18 protein-coding genes are annotated in these 22157 nt (G+C 69.0%); 8 read left to right on the top strand and 10 right to left on the bottom strand.

The genetic code is table 11. The features are described from left to right. Nucleotides 1-159: 159 nt before the first annotated feature. Complete coding sequence (locus ACGFWI_RS32380; RefSeq protein WP_393909607.1) at nucleotides 160-924, bottom strand: WXG100 family type VII secretion target; 765 nt, start codon at nucleotides 922-924, stop codon at nucleotides 160-162. After that, complete coding sequence (locus tag ACGFWI_RS32375) at nucleotides 921-1229, bottom strand: hypothetical protein (RefSeq protein WP_393909606.1); 309 nt, start codon at nucleotides 1227-1229, stop codon at nucleotides 921-923. The genes ACGFWI_RS32380 and ACGFWI_RS32375 overlap by 4 nt, the downstream gene beginning before the upstream one ends. Before the next feature lie 238 nt (nucleotides 1230-1467). On the opposite strand from ACGFWI_RS32375, the gene ACGFWI_RS32370 reads away from it, so the two are divergent. The 3 genes from ACGFWI_RS32370 to ACGFWI_RS32360 all read left to right on the top strand — a co-directional run bounded on the left by ACGFWI_RS32370 (nucleotide 1468) and on the right by ACGFWI_RS32360 (nucleotide 5808). Then, entirely contained in the window at nucleotides 1468-1875 is a 408-nt protein-coding gene (locus ACGFWI_RS32370; RefSeq protein ID WP_393909605.1) for a hypothetical protein, read from the top strand. Nucleotides 1876-2272: 397 nt separating this feature from the next. Beyond that, nucleotides 2273-4480, top strand: a complete 2208-nt coding sequence (locus ACGFWI_RS32365; protein WP_393909604.1) for an ATP-binding protein — start codon at nucleotides 2273-2275, stop codon at nucleotides 4478-4480. Continuing rightward, a complete protein-coding gene (locus ACGFWI_RS32360) occupies nucleotides 4477-5808 on the top strand; it encodes an SUKH-4 family immunity protein (RefSeq protein ID WP_393909603.1) in 1332 nt (443 codons plus the stop codon). Before ACGFWI_RS32365 ends, ACGFWI_RS32360 begins: the two co-directional genes overlap by 4 nt. A gap of 166 nt (nucleotides 5809-5974) precedes the next feature. On the opposite strand, the gene ACGFWI_RS32355 is transcribed toward ACGFWI_RS32360, so the two are convergent. Further along, nucleotides 5975-6274 carry a hypothetical protein gene (locus ACGFWI_RS32355; protein ID WP_393909602.1) on the bottom strand — a complete coding sequence of 100 codons (300 nt, stop codon included), beginning with the start codon at nucleotides 6272-6274 and terminating at the stop codon, nucleotides 5975-5977. A gap of 569 nt (nucleotides 6275-6843) precedes the next feature. On the opposite strand from ACGFWI_RS32355, the gene ACGFWI_RS32350 reads away from it, so the two are divergent. Then, nucleotides 6844-7173: a WXG100 family type VII secretion target gene (locus ACGFWI_RS32350; protein ID WP_393909601.1), complete on the top strand. Its 330-nt coding sequence runs from the start codon at nucleotides 6844-6846 to the stop codon at nucleotides 7171-7173. Between the two features lie 164 nt (nucleotides 7174-7337). Further along, on the top strand, nucleotides 7338-8366 hold the full coding sequence (locus ACGFWI_RS32345) for a PE-PGRS family protein (RefSeq protein ID WP_393909600.1): 1029 nt from the start codon (nucleotides 7338-7340) through the stop codon (nucleotides 8364-8366). A gap of 297 nt (nucleotides 8367-8663) precedes the next feature. Here ACGFWI_RS32345 and ACGFWI_RS32340 read toward each other — a convergent pair whose 3' ends face one another. From ACGFWI_RS32340 to ACGFWI_RS32310, 7 genes are all read right to left on the bottom strand, one after another. Further along, nucleotides 8664-9965: a S8 family serine peptidase gene (locus tag ACGFWI_RS32340; RefSeq protein WP_393909599.1), complete on the bottom strand. Its 1302-nt coding sequence runs from the start codon at nucleotides 9963-9965 to the stop codon at nucleotides 8664-8666. Nucleotides 9966-10055: 90 nt separating this feature from the next. Then, nucleotides 10056-11558 (bottom strand): hypothetical protein, encoded by a 1503-nt coding sequence (locus tag ACGFWI_RS32335; RefSeq protein WP_393909598.1) that lies wholly within the window; start codon nucleotides 11556-11558, stop codon nucleotides 10056-10058. A 40-nt stretch (nucleotides 11559-11598) separates the two neighbouring features. Continuing rightward, nucleotides 11599-11946: a hypothetical protein gene (locus ACGFWI_RS32330; RefSeq protein WP_393909597.1), complete on the bottom strand. Its 348-nt coding sequence runs from the start codon at nucleotides 11944-11946 to the stop codon at nucleotides 11599-11601. Further along, entirely contained in the window at nucleotides 11939-13084 is a 1146-nt protein-coding gene (gene mycP / locus ACGFWI_RS32325; protein ID WP_393909596.1) for a type VII secretion-associated serine protease mycosin, read from the bottom strand. Before mycP ends, ACGFWI_RS32330 begins: the two co-directional genes overlap by 8 nt. Nucleotides 13085-13388: 304 nt before the next feature. After that, nucleotides 13389-13682, bottom strand: a complete 294-nt coding sequence (locus ACGFWI_RS32320) for a WXG100 family type VII secretion target (RefSeq protein ID WP_030991969.1) — start codon at nucleotides 13680-13682, stop codon at nucleotides 13389-13391. Nucleotides 13683-13804: 122 nt separating this feature from the next. Continuing rightward, on the bottom strand, nucleotides 13805-14128 hold the full coding sequence (locus tag ACGFWI_RS32315) for a WXG100 family type VII secretion target (RefSeq protein WP_382978398.1): 324 nt from the start codon (nucleotides 14126-14128) through the stop codon (nucleotides 13805-13807). 361 nt (nucleotides 14129-14489) lie between these two features. Further along, nucleotides 14490-16133, bottom strand: coding sequence for a type VII secretion protein EccB (locus ACGFWI_RS32310; protein ID WP_393909595.1), 1644 nt, complete (start codon nucleotides 16131-16133; stop codon nucleotides 14490-14492). A gap of 347 nt (nucleotides 16134-16480) precedes the next feature. On the opposite strand from ACGFWI_RS32310, the gene eccE reads away from it, so the two are divergent. The 3 genes from eccE to ACGFWI_RS32295 all read left to right on the top strand — a co-directional run bounded on the left by eccE (nucleotide 16481) and on the right by ACGFWI_RS32295 (nucleotide 21633). Beyond that, complete coding sequence (gene eccE, locus ACGFWI_RS32305; RefSeq protein ID WP_393909594.1) at nucleotides 16481-17707, top strand: type VII secretion protein EccE; 1227 nt, start codon at nucleotides 16481-16483, stop codon at nucleotides 17705-17707. Continuing rightward, on the top strand, nucleotides 17707-18552 hold the full coding sequence (locus ACGFWI_RS32300) for a hypothetical protein (RefSeq protein ID WP_393909593.1): 846 nt from the start codon (nucleotides 17707-17709) through the stop codon (nucleotides 18550-18552). The genes eccE and ACGFWI_RS32300 overlap by 1 nt, the downstream gene beginning before the upstream one ends. A 333-nt stretch (nucleotides 18553-18885) precedes the next feature. Beyond that, the gene (locus tag ACGFWI_RS32295; RefSeq protein ID WP_393909592.1) at nucleotides 18886-21633 is read left to right on the top strand and encodes an SCO5717 family growth-regulating ATPase; all 2748 of its coding nucleotides are present in this window, start codon (nucleotides 18886-18888) and stop codon (nucleotides 21631-21633) included. Nucleotides 21634-22157 lie beyond the last annotated feature (524 nt).

The raw sequence follows: 22157 nt of genomic DNA, 5'->3' as shown, positions 1-22157 counted from the left end.
CGGCGGGGCCACGGGGGCCCCGGGGGGGGGGGGGGGCGCCCCCCCGCCCCCCCCCCCCCCCCCCCCCCGGGGGGGGGGGCGCCCCCCGGGGGGGGGCCCCCCCACCGCCGTTTCGTCTGTGTGCCCGGTACGTCCGTGCCGGTGCCGGCCGGGGTGGGGTCAGCCGAAGGCTCCGTGCTGGGTGACGTCGGGCCCCGGCTGGCCGGGAGCCTCGCCGCCGGACGCCTCGGCGCCCCGGGGCTTGGTGTCGCCGGCCGCCGCGGCAGGAGTGGCGGGCTCGGCGGCCGAGGGGGCGGACGTGGCGGCCGCTCCCTTCTTCTGCGACCCGGCCTTCGGGTCCCGCTCGTGGCCCTGCTCCGCCTCCGCGCCGCCCGGCCGGCTCCGTACGCCCTTGGCGAGGCCCTCGCCGCCCCGCGTCTTGGCGTCGCCGTCCTGCGCCGGGCCGAACGGGTCGGGCCCGTGCGCCGCCGTGGAGGTGGCCCACTCCTGCCGTACGGGCGGGCGCGCGCCCTGGCCGCCCCCGCCACCGCGCTTGCCGAACGCGCCGCCGAGGCCGTTGGCGAGCTGGCCGAGCGCCATGAAGCCGTAGGCCGTCCCGGGGCCGGACGACTGCGCGCCGCTTGCGGAGTGGTCCACCGGTGGCGCGCCGTGGTCCTTCTCGCCCTTGTCGTCGGCGGGCTGCGCGGCGGCGGTCTCCAGGTCGGCGGCGGCCAGTTCGAAGACCGGCAGCGACTCGTCGACGGACCGCTTGAGGCGGTGCCACTCCCCCGCGAACGCCTCACCGGCCGGGCCGTGCCAGTTGGCCGCGGCCGCGGTGCCGACGTGCCGGTCCAGATCGCGGACGAGGCCGTCGAGGTGCTTGCCCATCTCCCGCCAGCCGTCGGCCGCTTCGTGCAGGGCCCGGGGGTTGCCTCGCTCGCTCACTTGACGCTCCGCATCATCTCGGCCAGCTCTTCCTCGGCCGCCTGCGCGTTCGCGACGGTCTCCTTGATACCCCCGCCGACCTCGGCGAGGCGCTGCTGCAGCTGGACGAGCGCCTGCTCGGCCTGCTCGTACAGGTCACGGTAGGGCCGGGCCGCCTCGTCGCTGCCGAATCCGTCCCGCAGGGCCTCGGCGTCCGCCCGCCGCCTGAATGCGGCAAGCTGCCGGCTCAGTTCTTCCGCGCGTATCTCGAAGGTCGCACCGAGCTTGTGCAACTCCTCCGTACTGAGCCGGACTTCATCGGACATCATTTCTCCCCGAATTGCATGACAGCTACCTGCCGACATCGCCTCAGGTCTAGCACACCCGCAATAGGCCCGAAGCCCTCTGCGGAGCGGCCGGGCGGCGGACCGCGGAATAACCGTGGAGCAATATCCGGCAATACCGACAACCCCCGCCTTGACGCCCCGTTCACACCCGTCATTAGACTCAGGACGCCGGTGCCGCACACGCGGTTGCTGTGCCATCACGTTCAAGGGGGCAGACATGAGCAATGAACGGCAGATCCAGGACGAGGACCTGTTGGACGTCGCCCAGGATCCGGAGCAGGCGCACCGGCTGCGCAAGGCACTGAAGGTCCTGGCGGACAACCCCAATGTCGGCGGCAAGCTCCAGGAGATGGCCAAGGAGGTGCTCTCCGGGCGTATCGGCATGAAGGACGCCATCGAGACACCGGGGTACATGGACGCGCTGGGCGACCGGATGAACCAGATCCGGCGGACCGCGGAGAACCAGACCATGGCCGAACGCGAGGAGTCCCGCGAGAAGTTCACCGCCTGGCAGAAGGAGCAGGAGGCCAAGGAGGACGAGGAGCGCGCCGAGCGTGACGGCCCTTCGGGCAACATCGTGACCACCCCGCGGCGCGGCGGCAGGAGCGGCGGACACCGGGACTGACCCGGTCACCGCGCGGGCGGTCCGCGCCGGCCACTCCCTCGAATCGGCAGTTCGGCGGGCTGTCACCCTTTTCTCTCGCCGAAGTCCGGTCGAACGGTCCGGAGAGCCGATACGGAAGAAAGCAGATCGACCGCCGGAGCAATCCCACGGATCTGCTTTCTTTCCGCACAAGGTGATCTCTATTTCTCCACATCGGACCCCAGGGGCAACTCACTTCACACTCGTCCCGCCCGTCCTGCGGTGCGACCGTCCGCACACCGGCCCCGGCCTGCGTGTTCCAGTTCCGGCACAGCCCACCCCGCGCCATCCCCTGCGCGCGGCCCGGATCATAGGATCGAGCCGGTACACGCAGGAATCCACAAAGGTGGAGGCGGGATTGATGGGGGACGAGGAAGCCATGAGCGCCTCAGGCGAAGGAAATGCCGCAGCGGCCGGATACGCACCGCATCCGTTCGTCGGCGGCCGCACCGCCGTGCTCCGCGCGCTCGCGGCCTGGCGGATGCGGTGGCCCGGTGCGCCGCGCGTCATCGTGCTCACGGGAAACCCGGGCAGCGGACGTTCCCGCCTGGTCACCGGCTTCCTGATGATGTGCGATCCCGGCTACCGCAAGCAGTTGCCGCTGGATGATCTGGACCCGGCGACGGTGCCCCCGGATCTCCCGGCACCCGCCGTACCGAGCCCCGTGGGGCGCACCGCGGCGCAGCTGTTGTGGCTCATCTCCGACCATTTCGGACTGAGCGCCGACCGCACCGACGACATTTTCACCGAACTCGCCGCTCGTGAAGAGCCGGTGACCCTTGTGGTGCCGGATGTCGATCAGGCAGGCCCGGTACGCGCCGCGAACGAGCCGGCGCGCGTCGTCCAGGACGTGCTCAAGCCGCTCGCCGCCACCAAAACGGTTCAGCTGGTCGCCGATGTGCCGCGCGAACTGGCCGCGGAGCTCGCCGGTTCGCTGCCGCACGGCCAGGTGCAGATCATCGATCTCGACGCGGCCGAGTGGGCCGACCCCAAGGGCCTGGTACGGCACGCCGAGACGGCGCTCAACCCCGACGCCGGGGCACCGGAACTCCCGTACACCACCGACCCGTCCGCCCGCCGCGCGCTGGCCGAGGCCCTCGCGGCGCGCGCGGACGGCAACCGGCTGACCGTCCAGCTCGCCGTGCAGTCGCTGCTCCTGCAGCCCGAGGGCTTCGACCCGGCGGACGCCTCCCTGCTGCCCGGCAGCGTCGGCGAGGCGCTCGATCTGCATGCGCGCCGGCTGGGCGCCGATCCGCAGACCCTGCGGCTGATGCTGGCGCCGCTCGCGTTCGCCGAGGGCGAGGGGCTGCCCGTCCGGCTGTGGGGTGCGCTGGCGAGCGCCGTCGCCGGACGGGACATGAGCCAGGACCTCGCCGACGGCATGCTGCTGGCCGCGCCGTTCGTCCAGCCGGTCGAGCCCTCCCGGAACGAGGACGGCGACGGGGACGAGGACGGGGGCGGCGACAACGCCGCGGACGACGGCGGGGCAGACCCCGATCCCGACGGCGGCCGTACGCTGCTGCGTCTGATGCACCCCGGCATCGCCGAGGAGATCCGCTCCGGTCTGCCGGACATCCGCGACGCCCAGACCAAGATCGCCATGGCGCTGCTGGAAGCGGTGCCCCAGCAGGACTGGTCCCAGGCCGATCCGTACATCCGCAACCATCTGGCCGGGCACACCCTCGACGCCGGTCTGCTCCCCCAACTCCTCACCGACCCCGGCCTGTTCGCCTACGCCGACCCGGTCACGATGCGGGCCGCGATCGAGGCCGTACCGCTGGAGCAGCTGGGCGCGCCGGCCCGTACGTACCTGCGCACCGCGCCGCTGCTCACCCGCTCCCAGGCGCCGGCCGATCTGCGGGCGGCGTTCCTGGAGTCCGCGTTCGTCGAGGACGGACTGGCGCCGTACGCGGAGGCGCTGCACACGCTCGGCTTCACCCTGCCGTGGCGGACGCTGTGGTGCGTGCCGCTGGTCGGCGTCCGCGCCGTGACGACGGGTTCCCTGCCCCCGCAGGACGGGGAGAGCGCGACGGCGGACGCTGCCGGGGGCCCGGAGGGGGCGTCGGCGGAGGCGGCTCAGGGCTCCGACGGCACGACGGCCGATGCCGCCGGGCCGGTACCGGCATCCGGCGCCCCTCGCCCCGTGGCCGCCTTCATCGTCCCCGAGGGAACGCCCGGCGCCCGTCCGGTGCCCGGTTCGGAAGGCGAGGCGTCCGAGGGCGGCGGCCGGGCGCTCCTGGTCCACGATCTGCTGCGTCCCGGGTATATCGACGCCGATCCGGCGCAGGTGCAGCTGCCGTCCGAACAGGCCCAGGCGGCGGCGCCCTTCGGGCTCAGCCGGGGCGCCGACTATCTGCGGGTCTGGGCCCGCGCAAGCGAGGAAGTGGTGGCCGCGCTGCTCTCCGACACCCCGCTCACCGGCGCCGATCTCTCGCCGGACGGTGTACTGGTCGTCGCCACCGCGCGCGGTGTGACCGCCCGGCAGATCCTCGCCGCGGCGCCCGCGCCCGCCCCCGCCGTGCCGGCCCAACGGACCGGTGCCGCCGACTCCGATGCTTCCGACGGCCTCGAAGGAGACCACTCGTGATCACCCAGGCGCAGGCACATGCCACCGCCGCCCGCTGGCTCAATCCCGAGGGCCATCAGGGCCCGCCGCGGGAGGTGGCCATGCAGGAGTTCGACCTCGGCTGGGTGGTGTGGGCCGTACCGCCGCCCCCGGAGATCGACCCGCAGACCGGACAGCGGCGCCCGCCCGCCGAGGTCGGCGCCGCCTGCGGTGTCGTCGACCGGGCGTCCGGCGAGCTGACCGTGTGGCCGTCGGTACCGGCCGACGAGGTCGTACGGATGTACCGGCAAAAGCAGGGCGCGGGTGCCGAAGCGGCCCCGCCGGCGCCCGCCGAGCGGCCCGTCACCGGCCCCGGCAACACCGCCGTCGCGACCTACAACGACCCGTCGACCGGTGAGGAGACCAGCCTCGCCCGGGTCTCGGCGCCCGGACAGCCGCCCGCCGAGTACCAGCTCTACGACGAGCTGCAGCGGCTGGGCGTGAACCCCGCGGACGTCCGCGCGGTCCACACCGACCTGCGGTCGGCCCTGCTGCCCGGCGGCTACCCCGGCGACTTCATCCTGCGCACCTTCGCGAACGCCACGTTCTCCTGCACCGAGGGCTACGGCATGCGTCCCGAGGAGCGCGCCGAAGGCGTCGCCGGGCTGGTGCGGCACGTCGAGATGATGCACCAGCTGGCGGGCCGGCAGGCACCGCCGCGACCGCACCGGCTGCCGGTGCCGCAGCGTGTCGAGGCCGCGCCGCCGATGCGGGATGTGGCACTCGGCAAGCACCTTGTGGAGGTCTTCGGGCCCCAGGGCGTATGCCGTCCGGACGCCGACGATCTCGCCGCGACCCAGCTCCCCGAGGCCACGAAGAACACGCTGGTCTGGGGCGGGCTGCCGGCCCAGGTGCCGTACTTCTTCACCGCCGACCGCCCCGAATCGCCGCCTGCCGGCGGACTGTTCACGGACGTGGCGACCTATCTGGGCCAAACCGGCACCGAAGCCCGCGAACAGACCCTGGAGACCCTCGCCGGCTACGTCCGGATCGGCACCGACGGGCTCTACACGCTCGCCGTGCAGTGCACCGCTCCGGAACAGAACCAAGGCCTCGTCGGCACCGTCTGGGCGGTCCAGCCGTCTTCGGGCGGCGGCCGGTTCGTCAACCGCACCCTCTCCGCATACCTGCGCTCGCTCGCACTGCTGGTCACCACGCGCCGGCAGATGCAGGGCATGGACCCGTACACGGCAGGTACGGCGGTCGCCACCTTCCAGGAAGAGATCGCGGCGATCGACTCCTGGGCGCTGGACGACGACGGCAACTGGTGGTCGCTGGTCATCGAGCAGATGTGGCATGGGTTGTTCTGAGGGGCTGGGCTACTTGAGAGGGTGCGGGTTCCGGGCGGGGGCTACTCGGGGCTCGGGGGGCGGGTTCCCGAGTACGGGGTCGGCTCCCGAGCCGCCATTGGTCTGAATCTGAGCCCCGGGCCGTCGGCGCACCAGCCCCACGGGGCGGTGCGCCCCCTCCCCACCCTCAGGGCAGCAACAGCCAGTCCGCGGCCAGTGCGGCCGCCAGGCCGATGCCCAGCAGCCAGGTGCCAAGGCGGGTACGCCCGTTCCGGCTGAGTTCGATCACCACGCCGCAGAGCACCAGCGCGGCCCCGTACACGCCGACCACCAGCACCGACGTACGCGACGCCAGGCGCACCACGAGCACCCCCGCCATCGCGGCCATCAGCACCGAGGCCAGGACGATGCGTATGCGACGGGCCTGACGAGGTGTCAGCCCCACGCGATTCTCGGGGAGGGGCTCTTCTATGCCGGGTGCGTCCATGAGCGGGAATGCTACGGGACGCGTGACCGCAGGTCCGCCCCACTCCCCCAGCGCCCCAACTCATCCGGCGCCCGGGCCCGTTCGGCCACCCCGGCCTCCTCACCACACACCCGATCAAATTCCTTGCCTCATCCATGCGCCTGCGGCCGTCAACATGCCACGCCCACCCCTGCGGCCCATTCCCCCACGCACCAGGTTGACGCGGCAGTCACCCGTCATTGACCGCGAAGCCGCCTTTCCGCAACCAGCCGCGTACGACCCCGCCGAGTCCGACCGCCGCGCCGCCCCTCCTCCCCACCCCAGGGCTCCACATGATTGACCAACGGCGTACCAATATTTAACCTGCCCTTTCAGTAGGTCGGCCGGGGACGCCACGCCCCCTCGTCCGCAAGATTCACCAATGCCGCAGGCGGGTCAATTCCCGCAAATTTCCCTGAGGTTGGGCAGCGGGATGCCCACGTTCCCTCCACACGACTCGCCTTGACATGCCCGCCTTCAGATCGCCTAATGTATGGGTCATCAAGGATGCGACAAGTATCTGCGGGGCATACCGCATAACGGGGGCAAGGGTGGCAGGCAAGGCATTTGACGTCGATCCGGATGTGCTGCGCACACAGGGCGACGCATTCGTCCACATCGGCAGCGATTTCTCCAAGGCGTCGAAGAAGCTTCAGGACGACCTTGAAGGCCTCGGCAGCCCCTGGGAAAACTGCGACTTCGGCGACATCTTCGAAACGATCTACACGCCGATCAGGGACGGCATGTTCGAGTCGATGGACTCCCTGGGCGAGCGCCTCGAAAGCATCGGCGACAAGCTCCAGAACATGGCCGGCTCGTACACCGATTCCGACGAGCAGGGCATCCACACCATCAGCGCGGTCGGCCGCCCGGCCATCTGACGCCCGGCCCGCCCGCCCCACGTGAGCCCGGGTGCCGCGGCCCCTGAAGCCCCGCCCGAGCCCCTTGTCGGCGGAATTCCCGCCACCGCCACTCCTCTCACCCGCTCTTTCATCAACGCCATTCCGCTCCGCAATCGGCTACAACTGCACGGGGGACGATCGCTGTGTCATTGACGCTGCCAAGCGAGGTAGCTTGGATCCTGGACTTGCTCGGCTACAACTGGCCGGATGCCGACGAGGACAAGCTCCACGAGTGCGCCCAGACTTGGCGCAACTTCGCCGAATCGGTCAATCGAGCGTCCACCCAAGGTTCTTCGGCAGCCAATGAAGTCGTCTCCGCCAACTCCGGAGAGGCGATCGAGGGCTTTTCGAACGAATGGGGTTCCTACTCCGGCGGTGGCGACAGCGGGGACAACTATCTCCGTGACGCCGCCGCGGCGGCCGAGGTCATCGCCGTCGCCTTCGATGCGGCCGCCATCGCCGTTCTCGCAGGCAAGATCGCCGTCATTGCCCAGCTCGTCATGCTGGCCGCCGAGATCATCGCGGCACAGGCCGCTGCGCCCTTCACCCTGGGCCTGTCCGAGATCGGCGCCGCAGGCGCCACCCAGGCGACCCGCCTGATCGTCCGCCAGATCCTCGACAAGATCAAACGCGAGGTCATGGAGGCGGCCACCAAGGCCATGGAGCACGCCACCATGGATGCCATCAAGAAGATGGCGAAGAAGGCCGTTTCGAAGGAAGCCCGCAAGATCGCGGCGGACTACGTCAAGAAGACGGTCAAGGAGACCGTCAAGGACAAGGTCGTCGATCAGGCGAAGGAAATCGCCAAGGACAAGATCGTCGAAGAGGGCAAGGCAAAGGCCCAAGAGGCCGCCACGGAGATGGCCCAGAACGTCGCCCAGCAGGGCATCGAAAGCCATTTCGGCGCCCGCGACGGCGTCGACTGGGGCGAAACCGCCGACATCGGCAAGGAAAAGGCCGGCGAATACGTCGACGGCATCAAGGAAGGCGCCCAGGACTACAAGGACGGCGTCACCAGCCTCGCCGACCCCACCACCTACATCGACCACGCCAAGGAAGACCTCACCAACCGCGGCCTGGACCACGCACAGCGCCATGCCGACCGCCACACGGGCGGCGCGGCTACCCGCCACCAGGACGTGACGGACGAGGTCCGGTCGGTGTTCGGCTGAGCCACTCCTCCGTACCGAAGCGCGGCAATCCGAGGCAATGGCAAGGGGTTCAAGCCCACGGGCTTGAACCCCTTGCCATTGCCGTGAACTACACCCACCCAGTGGTGATTACCGGCCGGTGACCGGACGGAGAGCGTGCGGCATACCACCCACCCCATGAGGCGCCGGCTCATTCGGATACTCGGACCAAAACAGCGATGGAACCGCAGTTGATGACTGCGGTTCCATCGCTGGCTGCGATCTTGCTACGACACTCCCTGATCCATGCCGCCGGATGAGCTCACCAGACGTGCGTCCTCACTGACGAGGAGGGTGATTGGGCGGTGCCGACTGGTACCCACCAGGACCCGGCTGCTGGTAGGAACCGGGCGGATACTGAGGGGGAACTCCCACACCACCACTCGGACCACCGAAGCCGGTACCACCAGGAGGCGGACCATTGCGGCGCTTCTTCTTGGCGACGATCACACCGATGACAATCCCCAGAACGACGACCACGCCGATAGCGATACCGGCAATAGCGATGGGGCTCACGCCGCTCTTCTCGTCACCGCTGCTCGCCGAAGGATTCTCCCCGGGCGCATCCGCACCCGCACCGGCGGAAGGCTGTGTGTCCTTCGGCATGGTGAGCGGCCCGTTCTTCGACCCGACGGGAACGTTCTCCGAAAGGGCACGGTACGGGCGAATCACTCCGTAGCCGTACTTGGGATCAGGAGACGTGATGCCCGTCTTGCCATCCGGGGTAATCGCCGTCTTCGTCAGGCGATTGGCGACCTGACCTGCGGTGAGGTCCGGGAACTTCGACCGGACGAGGGCTGCGGCTGCCGATACGTAGGCCGTTGAATCGGATGTGCCTGTGGCCTGCCGATACTTCGCGGAAGTGCCGGCGGAATAGATTTTCTCGCCCGGGGCAATCAAACGGATGTGGGGGCCATAGTTTGACCGAGCAAGGACCTTACCGTCCTTCGCCACCGCCCCTACAGCCAGCACACCAGGCGCCGCAGCAGGGTAAAGAGGCTTGTTGGAGCCATTGTTACCGGAACCAGCAACCAGCAGCACGTCCTTCTTGAGGGCGTAGCTGACAGCACTCTTTTCCTGGTCGTTCAGAGAGGCACCGGCAAAAGACATGTTGATGACCTTTGCGCCGTGATCAACCGCATACCGGATAGGGCCATCGATGCCATTATCGGCGCCAAATTCATTGGTCTTGATGGGGAGAATTTTCGAATCCGGCGCCAGCCCCATGATTCCATCGGCGTGATTAGCGCCGTGTCCATGGCCCGCGATCAAAGCAGCCATGGCAGTACCGTGATCATCACCGGTTTCGTGATCTGCCGTTCCGCCCCCGCCGGTAAAGCTCTTCCCAGGAAGCACATTGCCCTTGAGATCGACGTGATCTCCGTTGACACCCGAGTCGATGACCGCCACGATGACGTTTTTGCCGGTCGACTCTTTCCACACCTTTTGCGGATTGAACGCGTCAAGCGCCCATTGTCCGTCCCTGATGTAGTCCGCCGAAGCGGTCGGCGCGGCGGTGAACAGCAGGGCTCCTGCCACCGCTACGCCACCCACCGCACGCAGCGTCCGCGTGAAGCTCATGCTGCAACACCTCTCCTCAACAGGTTGTGGCCCGCAGCCCAAGGACTGCGGGCCCACCTCGTTTCCGCCGTTGTCACGACCGAAGGCTAGCTACTCAATCACCTTCGGAGCCACATTGCGCTCGGCCGTCCACGTCTCTTCGTCCTCGACCAGGTAGTCCGGGCGCTCGCCGTTCTGCCCCTTGTCGCCCTTCCCTTTGGCTCCGTGCATACCGTGCGCCCCGGGCATCCCGGCCGGACGACGACTACCAGAAGCCGCGGCACCCGACTCGGCGCCCCCACGGCTGCGGTGCAGACCCGAGCCGCCCTGGGAGCCGCCGGCTCCCTTACCTCCGGTGCCGCCGCCGACGAGGCCACCCTTCTGGCGAGCGAGGCCAGCGCCACGCCCAGCTCCCCCGGCACCCTTGGCGCCGCCCTTGGCTCCCCCCGCACCGGCGCCACCCATACCGGGCATGCCGGCACGACCGGTACCACGTCCGGCGGCGGCCCCTGTACCAGCGGCTCCACCGGTACGACCACCAGCGCCGCCCGTGGCCCCACCCGTACGGCCACCAGCGCCACCGGCCATGCCGCCCGGCATACCGGGAAGTCCACCGTGGCCGGCGCCGTTGCCACCGCCGGCACCGGCGCCACCGCTCAAGCCTCCGGTGCCGATGCCACCACCAACTCCGACGCCTCCGCCACCTCCGCCGGTGCCCACGCCGCCTTGCGAAGGAGTCAAGCTGTCAAGACCCGTGCCCACATGCGGAGAGAAGGAGCCCTGGCCCGGCATCGTGTTCCCGATACCGCCGCTGATCCCCGGCGTCTTCAGCCCGTCGCTCGAGAATCCAGGCCCCTGCCCCATGGGCTTCATCGAGCCCTTCGACATTCCCTTGGGCTTGGTGACGCTTGCCGGCAAGGGGTAGTGAACCGGCGGGATACCCGGGTTGTCCGGCGGCGGGATGCTGGACGAGTCTTCGTCAACCCTCCCGCGCGGCTTTCCGATAGCTGCCGCATTGGTCCGGTAGGCAGCCCCCAGATATTCCATGGTCGCCGCAGCCTTCAGCTGCGTCTCCTTCTGCGCTGACAGGTCGTCTTCATTGTCCTCAACGACCTGGGTCGCGCTCTTGCCACTGGCCAGCTGCGCGTCAGCGTTCTTGTCCTGGCGTTCGACGTGGTCCGTAGCCCAGTCCCAGGCGCGGTCGCCCCAGTCAGGCATCTCCATGCCATCGAGGTGCTGCTTGTACGCGCTCAGCGCCTCATGTGCGCGGCTCACGCCTTCGCTCACGTTCTTGGCGTACAGAGCACCGTTCCCGATGCTCTCGCTGATCTTCTTGGCGCGCTCACGAAACGCCTTCGCGGCGGCACCCTCCCAGTGCTGCAGGACCTCGTCGATGGCCTTGTCGAAATACGCACGGATGCCACCTCCGTCGTCGACCACCATCGAGTTGTGCACCTGTCCCCAGGCGTGGGCAACCCCGGCGACCGTCTCCGGCTTCGCATCGGCCACCATGGCCTTCAGCGACGTGAAGTCGATCTTGTAGAACTTCGTGGTGTTCTCGATGGCATAGCACTTGTCCTGTGGTGCGTACTTGTTGTCCGCGTAACTACCCACGCCCCTGCCCCCTCTTCCTCTGCGAGCTCGTTGCCGTCGTTCAGGAGTACTTGTTGTGCGATGAAGACTGACCGTTCTTCATCGCATTGCTCGTGCTCTGCTCCTGGTCCTGATACGCGCCATGAGTCTTCGAAGTCTTCTTCTGGAGATCATCGATCAAATCCTCAAGCTTCTTGAGAACGTCCGTCTCGATGAAGGTCTTCATATCGGAATGCGTCTGCCGCAGCTCGCCTTCCTCCGCGAAACCCTTGCCCAGCGAGCCTTCCGGAAGGTGCGTCCCGCTCTTCGCCTTGCCCGAGGCGCTCTGCATGTCCTTGAGCACGTTGTTGAGCTTCTTGACGACCTCATCGAGTCTGTCAAGATCAACGCGGTAGGAATCGTTAGCCATGGTTGGCCTCCCCGTGAGTCTTCAAACCGGTCTTGCGGCGCCAGTCGCGGATGGCGACCGAGGATCCGACGACCGCGGCGACGGCAAGAAGTCCGCCGCCCACAATGTAGATGGAAATGCGGGCACGTCGTTCCTCTGGTGATTCACCGAAAGTCACGGCGGCCGGCTGGATGTTGGAGCCGCCAGCACTGGAGGGCTTGTCCGGCTTGGGTGAGGCGGTGGGCTTGGTGTCGTCGTTGAGGGCGGCCACCGGGTCGACGACGCCCCAGCCGATGTTGTGGTCCGCCGCCTTGCGGACGCGCTCCGCGGTCTGCTCCAGGTGCCAGATGACCTCACGCGGGGTCCAGGGCTGGGGGTCGTGCTTGTGCTTCGCGATCAGGAGGGCCGCGGCTCCCGCGGCATAGGGTGCGGCGAAGCTGGTGCCCTGGTCGACGCAGTTGCCGCCGTCGGGGACGGTGGAGACCATGTCGACGCCCGGTGCGGCGATGTCGACCCGCTCACCCGGCTGGGAGAAGGGGGCCCGCTCATTGTTGCGGTCCGAGGCCGCGACGGACAGCACGTTGTCGTACTGCTGGAACGAGGCGGGGTACATGTTCTTCTCTTTGCCGCTCGCGCCGTCGTTGCCGGCCGAAGCGACGATGAGAATGTCGTTGGCCGCGGCCTTCTGGATCGCTGCCTGGAGGGGGCCCAGCTCGTCCGGGCTGGCGTCCGTACCCTGGGAGATGTTGATGACGTCGACTTTCAGGCGGACCGCGTAATCGATGGCCTGGGCCAGGCTGACGGAGTCTCCGGCCTTCTCGTCGCTCGTCTGCTGCAACGGGATGACCGTCGAAGCGGGTGCGATGCCGACAAGGCCCGAGCCGGACTTGGGCTGGGCGGCGATGATGCCCGCGACCTTGGTGCCGTGGCCGACCTTGTCGTCGGTCGCCTTGCCGTGGACGAAGGACTTACCGCCGCTGCCGATGGCGGGTTTGATCTGCTGATTGCCCGCGTCGATGCCGGTGTCGATGACAGCGACCCGGACACCCTTTCCCTTGGACTGGGCCCACATTTGCTTGGTCAGCAGCCGCTGGAGCGACCAAGGGGTCTCTTTGATGTCATCGGCGCCGAACTTGCACTCGCCACTGTTGAGCGGCACGTTCGGGTCCGCAATCGCCGGTGCGGCCGTGCCGCACGACAGGCCGGCAATGCACGCCGCCGTGACCAGTGCACCCGCCGCTCGTCGGCGGTGCCCGGCTCGGTGACCAATGGCGCGAGATCCCACGGGTTGTCTGCTCTCCATGTGTGGCGGAAGGGGCGGGGGACGAGAGGGTGAAGGCGAGGGTGCAGGTGGACGGCAGAAGGGCGAGCGCACCGGTGCAGCGCGCTCGCCCTCATTGACCACTGTGCGAGCCGTCGGGGCTGCTCAGCCGATCGCCATCCGTAACTGTGCCGACGCTGGGTCAGCCCGCCCAGATACCGGAGTTCTTGTGCTCGGTGGCCTGGTAGTTCTGAGCGGCCTGGTCCAGCGCCTTGGCGATGGCTTCAAGCGTCGAGTGCAGGGAGGCGGCGCGCTGGTCCCACTCGCGCTGGCGGGCCTGGTAGCCCTCCTGCGCGGCACCTTCCCAGCTGGCGGCGATCTTCTTGACGCCGGACTCGAGGTCGTCGAGCTGCTGCCGGATGTTGTTGGCAGTACCGCGCACGTCGGAACTCGCCTGCGAGATCGTCGCAAAATTAACGAGGATCTGGCCTGACATGGTGTCTCCTCAGGAGTAGATGATGCCTGGTCGATTCATGCCGCAGCGGGCCGGCGGAGATGTCCGACGGGCCCGGGCTGCGGCGGCTGGGCCGTTGCGCCGCGGTCAGCGGCGCGGCCCCATCATCCGAACGGGGAAGCCGAGGAGGAGACGTGCGAAATCGACTGGGCCTGCTCCTCTTCGGAAGCGGAGTAGTTCTTCGTGGTCTCGTCGATCGCTTCCTTGATCTCACCCAGCAGCTGGTTGAGACGGTTGGCGTCCTCGTTCACCTGGGACTGGAGCTGGTTGTACGAGGAGGCCGCAGCACCCTTCCAACCAGACGTGATGGTGTCGACGACCGTGTTCAGGCGCGAGATCTCGCCCTGGATCGACTGGTTGACCGAGGAGATCTTGCCGCTGAACGCGACCATCTCCTCCTCGGTGGTTGTGTACTGCTGACCAGCCATAGTCAACGTCCCCCATGAGACTCGTACGTCGTACCGCGGCATGCCCCCACAGGCGCTCGCGCGGTAGGCATCTCCTGCTGACGCCTTTGGCTACTTTAACCACTCCATATGCCTGTTCCCAACAGGGGGAGGGTTCTTGTGACGGGATCACAACATTGTCAACTACCCGTCGCTGAAACGTTGTTCCATGCAAACGGACAGAAGTGATGCTATCGGTCAGGACCGGGCGCGGCGGAGCGCGGCGAAGATCGCACCGAGAACGTTCCGGATGGGTACGGTGAATTTATGGTGCGCGAATCCAGGGCGCGACGAGGTCCGCGCCGATAGCCCTTCCCGGACCTCGGCGCGGCCCTCGCTCCTATCAGGACGACTGCGGCTTCTTGGCGCTGCCGATGTCCAGCGACGGACCCTCGGAGAGCAGGCTGGACCAGGCCTTCAGAATCAGCGGGGGGTGCGTGCCCCCGTAGCCGAGGTGGAGCCTCGACTGATCCAGTTCCTGCTTGTCGCTGCCCGCCTTGCCGGCGCTGTCGTTGTTCCGCGGAATGGAATAGCGCAGTCCGGTGTCGGTGACCAGGAACAGGCTGCCGCTCTTCGCGGTGGGGGTGGGCGCCTCCGTGTAGAGCAGGCCGCTGCCGGGGGTGACGTACGAGCTGGCGCCGCTGGCGAGCTTGGCCGGGTAGTCCTTGCCGACCCAGGTCTGCATGTCCGGCACACCGTTCGGGTAACCGAGCTGCTTCTCCTCACCGCCCGGGTACTTGTTGTTGGTGCCCTTGTAGACGCTGCAGGACACGCCGTTGGCCGTGGGGGTGACCAGGCCGCCGGTCTGGGAACCGTGGGCGAAGTCGTTGGCCGCGGAGAGGGCTTCGGACGGCCACGGCGAGTCGATGTCGCCGAACACCTTCCCCAGGAAGGTCGTCTGGTTCCCCGCGTCATCCGTCTTCGGGTCGATGCTGCCGGCGGCGATCGGAACGGGGGTGAGCGGCGAACCGTCGAGGTTCAGCTTCTTCGCGTTGGCGCCCTCCTCCAGGAGCTTCGCGACGAAGTCCGTCACCTGCTCGACGCCGTCCCTCTCCACGACGTACTTCTGACCGGAGCTGTCCTCGAGGATCGAGCCGACCTTCCTGGCCTTCTGCGGGACCTTCGGGGCGCTGGTCTCGGCACCCGCCCCGTCGACCTGGGGCATGCTGATGGAGAGCTGCTCCGGGGCGGGGATGACGGTCTCCATGAACTGCTTCGACACCTTCTGCGGTGTGACGTTGGAACCGAAGATGATGCGGCGCAGGACGGCGTCGCCCTCTTCCTTGCCCCCGCTGGGCGCCCATCCCATGCGGGTGGAGTCGAACCCGAAGGCCATGCCGTTGTGGTCGACCAGCCACTTCTTGCCCTCGGGGTCCTCGACGTACAACGCCTGGTGGATGTCGAGCTTGCCCTTGTCCTCGACGAGCTTCTTGTCCTTGTCGGCCAGGACGAAGACAGCCTGCTGAGGCTTGGAGTTGGCACTGGCGCCGGGGCGGTTGCACACCGCCCAGGTCTTCGGCTTGTCGGCGTCCTCGGCGCTGGGCAGCCGGTCGGGCGCATACGGAATACCGAGGGCGGGCCCGTGCGGGAGCTTTCCGTCCAGCTCGGATTCCTTGACCTTGACGACCTGGAACTTGGGGTCGATAAGAAGCCGGGCGGATGCGAGATTCAGGATGGGATGCAGCAGTTTCTGGTCTTTGCCGTTGACGTCCTTACTTTTCAGGACGATGTAACGTGTGGTGGATTCGTCCCCGACGATGACGTTCTTCCCGATCTCGTCCCACCCCTGTGGCGCAACCGGCTTGAGAATGCCACAGGCGCCGAATCCCACGAGCATCAGGACACCCACGGCGATGCTCGGCACCACCGCCTTGAGCGGCTTGGGGGCACTCTCGATCGAACCGTTCGGCAGCGGCTTCAGAAATGCCGCATTCGTACGCTTTCGAGCGAACGAATACGCATTGAGCTCGTCCCGACGTGATGCCATTGTTGCTTTCTCTCCCCGCGTGTTGGATCCACATCGACCGCCCCCGGCACTCACGCCGTAGCGCCCTCTACTATGCCGTGTGTCGATCGACCCGTACGGTACGGGTGCCACCTTCCAACGCACCAGTCTCAACGGGCGACCCGATACGCCTAGAGGGCCACACCACCAGTAGAGGAGCAGGCCGGGGGATGTCCAGCGCCACCAGGGCTCGACGCCGCAATGGGCGGCAACAGCAGCAACAGCCTTCCGCTGCCCCGCAATACGCGGGAAATGCTGGCCAAAACGGTACAGCTTCGGGCAACAGAGGAAATGGCGGCCGGGATTCCGCGGCCCGTCCGGCCGGTCCGGTGGCACCGCGGCTGCGCCAACAGGCCGGCACCATCGGCGGGGTGCGCGTCCAGCAGCTGGCCATCATCGAACTCGCCGCGGCGCTGGTGCTGGTGGGCTGGACGATCCACCCGGCCGCGCTGACCGCGGCCATTGTGATCGCGGCCGTGCTGGTCATTTTCGCGCTCGGCCGCCGGCGGAAGATTCCGCTGCCGGAGTGGATCACGACCGTGCGCGCCATGAAGCGCCGCGGCAAGGACAGTGCCGCCGCGATCGCGGCCACGCAGGGCGTGGACCCCGCGTTCGCGCCGGTGGTGGAGTGCGAACCGGCGCTGCAGACCTACGACTTCACCACCGAGGCGGACCAGCGCGCCATCGGGTTCGTCGGCGACGGGACGTTCCTGACGGCCCTCGTCCAGGTGGACGCCCGTGACGAGCCGCTGCGACCGCAGCGCGGCAGCCACATGCTGCCGCTCGATGTGCTGCACACCGCGCTCGACATCGAGGACATCCACCTCGAATCGGTGCAGTTCGTCCAGTACACCCAGCCCGCGCCGGCGCCGCATCTGCCCGAACAGGCCGTCGCGGCCCGCTCGTACGCGCCGTTGCAGGCCCAGTCGCAGACGCCGGCGCTGCAGTTGACGTGGATCGCGCTCAAGCTCGACCCCGAGCTGTGCTCGGAGGCGATCGAGGCCCGCGGCGGTGGGATGGAGGGCGCCAAGCGCTCGCTGCTGCGCGCCGCCGACCAGCTCGTCAGCCGGCTGACCGCACACGGTGTACGCGCCAAGGTGCTCGCCGAGCGCGAGATCGTGGCCGCGATCGGTACCGCGGTGTGCGTCAGCCCGCGGGCCGCCAACGGGGCGATGGGGCGCGACGGCCGGGCGGCCCGCCGCACCCAGGAGACGACCCGGGCCATGCGCTGCGACGACCGCTGGCACTCCACGTACTGGATCGGCCGGTGGCCCCAGCTCGGCCAGGGCGGCGCCCCGTTGGCGGCCGTCACCCAGCTGCTGACCAGCACCAGGGCGATGGCCAGCACCTTCACGCTGACCGCCACGCACGGCAGCGGCCGCGCCCCGGCCATCTCGGGATACATCCGTCTTTCCACCCGCAGTGAGAACGAACTCTCCGCCGCGCAGAGCGAGTTGGAGCGCCGTTCCGGTTCCGTGAAGGTGGGGCTCGTACGGCTCGACCGGGAACAGCTGCCCGGCCTGCTGGCCACGCTTCCCCTCGGAGGTACCCGCTGATGGCCTCTCCCACCTACCAGCCCCGCGTCAACACCAGCGGGAACGGCTGGCGCAATCCCCCCATCGGAGGCGCCGTCACCGGCGGCGGTCGGCTCTCGCACCAGCCCCGCCCGGAGGAGGATCACTCGGGTCCGACCGGCCCGAAGCCCCGGCCCGGTTTCGGCCTGCGCGGCCCGCGGCGCAGCCCGCACGTCCTGACGGCCGAGTCGCTCGCCTCGCTGACCCTGCCGGTCGGTGACGACGGCGTGATCATCGGTATCGACCCGCAGAACCAGCCCGCCGTGCTGAGCCTGCTGCGGCCGGCGCCGTTGGAGATCGCGCTGGTCGGCAGCATGTGGATGGCGCAGGTTCTGGCGCTGCGTACGGTCGCCACCGGCGCCCGGGTCGCGGTCGAGACGGCACGGCCGCCGGCCTGGGGGCAGATGGCGCAGGCGGCGGGCGGCGGGCAGCAGTGCGTCTCCGTCCACGATGTGCGTCAGATCGCGCCCCAGGGACCGTCGGTTTCCAGCCCGGTGCTGGTCGTACGGGACATGGGTGCACGCCCGCCGCGCAATCAGCTGGCCCCGAGCCCTTGGCAGTCGGTGCTGACCGTGCTGCCGTTCCTCGGGCCGCGGTCGCCGCAGATGCTCGGCCGTGCCGATCTGGTCGGTCTGCAGCGGCTTTCGCCCGAGGAGGCGGAGGTTGTGACGCGAATCATGCGGCTGCCGGATCAGGTCGGTGCGGTACTGCCGACGCTCAGCGACAACGCCATGCTGTGGTGCTCGCGCGACGGCCACCAGTTCGTCATGACCCAGCCCACGGAAGCGGAGACCAACCTGCTCGGCGGGCCGCGCCGTATGGACTGACCGTCACTGCGGGCCGGTTGCCCCGCGGGGCGTCGTACGCAGCGCGTACGCAACCGGCCGCAGGCACCGCTTACGGGCGCACCCACGGGTGCGCCCGTAAGCGTGCCGAGGGGCTTGAAGACGACATGGCACCGACTGCCGATATGGGCCGACTCTTGATTAGGCTGTATGAGAGAGCCGCAGGAGCACAGCACGACGGCAGTCGTTACGGGGACGGAGACAGTTAGTGTTGGCGCAACCCCGGGTGGTGTGTTCCGACTTCCGCTACATCCGATCGATCCGCCTGTATCCGGTCCTGCCGTTCAGGTGCGTTGCAGTACACCAGGAGGCACAGTGAACGAGCAGGAGGCTTTCCGTCCGGACGGAAACGATCCTGACGACGACCAGTCCGAGTTCGACCTGACCGGTGAGTTCAAGATCGATTTCGCCGCACCGGCCTGGTACGCGAGCAACGACACCAGCGGTGGGGGCACGAGTGCCGCCTCCCCCGCGACTCCTCCTGCGTCTGCGCCCACCGCTCCGCCCGCCGGGGCCCAGCCCCCGCCCGGGCCGCCCACCGGCCAGCCGCTGCCCGGGCCCGCCCAGGGTGCGCCCGGTATTCCGCAGCAGGGTGCCCCGATGGCCCCGCCGCCCGTAGAGGCCGCACCGCCGGGCTTCCCGACGCTGCGCCCGCAGGACGCCGGCAATGACGCACCGGCCGCCGCAGCTCCCGGGCCGGAGACGCCCGCGGAGGCCGCACCGGCCTCGAACGACGATGCCAGCGGTAATCGTCGCGCGGGCACGGGTGTCGACCCGTCGGCTTCCCTCTGGGACGACGATGACGCCGAACCGGAGGCGGTGAGCGCGTCCGAGTCCGAGGCGGCGCCCGCCGTTTCGCCGGAGGCCGCGCCCGCCGTGGCGCCGCAGCCGGAGACCCCGGAGACGGCCCACGCCCCCGCCGAGGGCGCAGCTCCTGCCCCTGAGGCCGTCACCCCCGCCCAGCCTGCCCCGGATGCCGCAGCGCAGGGCGCACAGCCCGTACAGAACCAGCAACAGCCGCAGCCGCAGCCGCAGCCGCAACAGGGCGTTACCCAGCAGGGTGTGCCGCAGCAGCAAGGCGTTCCCCAGCAGGCGGCTCCGCAGGGCGTACCCCAGCAGGGCGTCCCCCAACAGGGAGTTCCTCAGCAGGGCGCTCCTTGGGGTAACGCGGCGGAGGGTCAGCAGCAGGGTGTGCCCGGTCAGGGTGCACTGCCGCCGCTGCCGGCCGAGTTCCAGCCGGCGGACCCGCGGACGGCTCAGGCTCAGGCTCAGGCGCAGGCCGGTCAACAGCCGCAGCAGGGCCAGCAGCAGGCACCGGCCCAGCAGCAACAGCAGGCGCAGCAGCCGCAGGCCGGCTATCCGCAGGGACAGCCCGCTCAGCAGGGTGGCTACCCGCCACAGCAGCAGCCGCAGCAACAGCCTGCGTACGGCTATCCGCAGCCCGCGTACGGCTACCCGCAGCAGCACCAGCAGCAGGCGCCGCAGCAGCCGCACGCGGCCGCGCAGCAGTCGGCCTACGGCTATCCGCAGACCGGTGCGCAGGGCTATCCGCAGCAGGGCCAGCAGCAGGCGCACCCCGGCTACGACCAGCAGCAGGCCGCCCAGCAGGCGGCGCAGGCGCAGGCCCAGGCCGCACAAGCTCAGGCAGCGCAGGCGCAAGCAGCTCAGGCCCAGACTCAACAAGCCCAGCAGGCTCAGCAGGCGCATCAGGCCCAGCAAGCTCAACAGGCCCAGCAGGCCCAGTACCAACCGCTCCCGGGCCAGCAGGCCGGTGACCCGAACGCGGCGGCGAACTATGCGTCGTACTCGCAGCCGGGTCAGCAGCAGCCGCAGCAGCGGGCCGCTCCGGGCGCGCCCCTCGGCTACAGCGCCGCGGTCGAGCTGACCTCCGACCGGCTGCTGCGCAACCAGCCCAAGAAGCGCAAGCCGGGCGCCAATGCGCAGCCGTCCAAGTTCAAGCTGGGTGCGAAGAAGGAGGAGGCGGAGCGCCAGCGCAAGCTGGAGCTGATCCGTACGCCGGTGATGTCCTGCTACCGGATCGCGGTGATCAGCCTCAAGGGCGGTGTCGGCAAGACCACCACGACCACCGCGCTGGGCTCCACCCTCGCGTCCGAGCGGCAGGACAAGATCCTGGCGATCGACGCCAACCCGGACGCCGGCACGCTCGGCCGACGGGTGCGGCGCGAGACCGGTGCGACCATCCGTGACCTGGTGGGTGCGATCCCGCATCTGCACAGCTACATGGACATCCGCCGGTTCACCTCGCAGGCCCCCTCGGGCCTGGAGATCCTCGCCAACGACGTGGACCCGGCGGTCTCCACGACGTTCAACGACGAGGACTACCGGCGGGCGATCGACATCCTCGGCAAGCAGTACCCGATCATCCTCACCGACTCGGGTACGGGTCTGCTCTACAGCGCGATGCGCGGAGTCCTCGACCTCGCCGACCAGTTGATCATCATCTCCACCCCGTCCGTGGACGGTGCGAGCAGCGCGAGCACCACCCTGGACTGGCTGTCCGCGCACGGCTACGCAGACCTGGTGCAGCGCGGTATCACGGTCATCTCGGGTGTCCGCGAGACCGGCAAGATGATCAAGATCGATGACATCGTGTCGCACTTCGAGACCCGCTGCCGCGGTGTGGTGGTCGTCCCCTTCGACGAGCATCTCGCCGCCGGTGCCGAGGTCGACCTGGACATGATGCGGCCCAAGACCCGCGAGGCGTATTTCAACCTCTCCGCCCTGGTGGCCGAGGACTTCGCGCGGGCGCAGCAGGCGGCGGGGATGTACCCGCAGCAGCAGATGGGCGGCGATCCGTACGCCCAGCAGCAATACGCCCAGCAGGGCCAGCAGGGCCAGCCCCAGCAAGGCCAGCCCCAGCAGGCACAGCAGCCGCAGCAGGGCCAGCCGCCGGCCGGTTACCCGCCGCAGCAGGGCGGCTGGACACAGCAGCCCGCCCAGCCGCCGGCCCACTGGCAGCAGCAACAGCCCGCTCCGGACGCACCGCAGCCGGAACATCCGGGCCTGGCACCGGGGTGGCAGCAGCAGCCGCCTCCGCAGTGAGGCGGGCGTAACGCAAATACGGGGCGGGGCCCGGCATCTCACCGATGCCGGACCCCGCCCCGTATCACGTCATCCCTCGGACGAGTGAACCACTGCCGGCCGAACTCCGTTCGGAACCAGCCGAGTTGGGGATACCGCACACACCAACACACCTGCCCTCCCTCGATCGAGGGTTGGGGATATCGCACAACCGCACACGCCCACCCCAAGGGTTGGCGATACCGCACCACCACACCCGCCCACCCCAAGGGTTGGCGATACCGCACCACCACACCCGCCCACCCCAAGGGTTGGCGATACCGCACCACCACACCCGCCCACCCCCCGAAGGGGGGTGGGCGGCGGGGAAAAACGGGGGGGGGTGGGTGGGCCGGGGGGGGGAAGCCAGGCAGTAACCAGCCGGGAAATCCAGTGAGGGCGTGCCCGGCGAACAGGGAGTAAGCAGCGGGGAAGGCCACGGACCACGGACCAAGAACCCGCGCGAAAACAATACCTGGCCAGCGGAAAAGCCAGGCGACGGGCGC

Origin of the sequence: Streptomyces sp. NPDC048434, assembly GCF_043200375.1 — a bacterium.
GTDB lineage: Bacteria > Actinomycetota > Actinomycetes > Streptomycetales > Streptomycetaceae > Streptomyces.
This window is presented reverse-complemented; position numbering and strand designations above follow the sequence as displayed.

What these genes read in the sequence shown, in the direction of transcription:
- ACGFWI_RS32315 (WP_382978398.1), bottom strand. Translation starts at nt 14,128, where the DNA reads ATGGCTGGTCAGCAGTACACAACCACCGAGGAGGAGATGGTCGCGTTC.
- ACGFWI_RS32320 (WP_030991969.1), bottom strand. Translation starts at nt 13,682, where the DNA reads ATGTCAGGCCAGATCCTCGTTAATTTTGCGACGATCTCGCAGGCGAGT.
- ACGFWI_RS32300 (WP_393909593.1), top strand. Translation starts at nt 17,707, where the DNA reads ATGGCCTCTCCCACCTACCAGCCCCGCGTCAACACCAGCGGGAACGGC.
- ACGFWI_RS32310 (WP_393909595.1), bottom strand. Translation starts at nt 16,133, where the DNA reads ATGGCATCACGTCGGGACGAGCTCAATGCGTATTCGTTCGCTCGAAAG.
- ACGFWI_RS32355 (WP_393909602.1), bottom strand. Translation starts at nt 6,274, where the DNA reads ATGGACGCACCCGGCATAGAAGAGCCCCTCCCCGAGAATCGCGTGGGG.
- ACGFWI_RS32370 (WP_393909605.1), top strand. Translation starts at nt 1,468, where the DNA reads ATGAGCAATGAACGGCAGATCCAGGACGAGGACCTGTTGGACGTCGCC.
- ACGFWI_RS32365 (WP_393909604.1), top strand. Translation starts at nt 2,273, where the DNA reads ATGAGCGCCTCAGGCGAAGGAAATGCCGCAGCGGCCGGATACGCACCG.
- ACGFWI_RS32340 (WP_393909599.1), bottom strand. Translation starts at nt 9,965, where the DNA reads ATGAGCTTCACGCGGACGCTGCGTGCGGTGGGTGGCGTAGCGGTGGCA.
- ACGFWI_RS32330 (WP_393909597.1), bottom strand. Translation starts at nt 11,946, where the DNA reads ATGGCTAACGATTCCTACCGCGTTGATCTTGACAGACTCGATGAGGTC.
- ACGFWI_RS32375 (WP_393909606.1), bottom strand. Translation starts at nt 1,229, where the DNA reads ATGTCCGATGAAGTCCGGCTCAGTACGGAGGAGTTGCACAAGCTCGGT.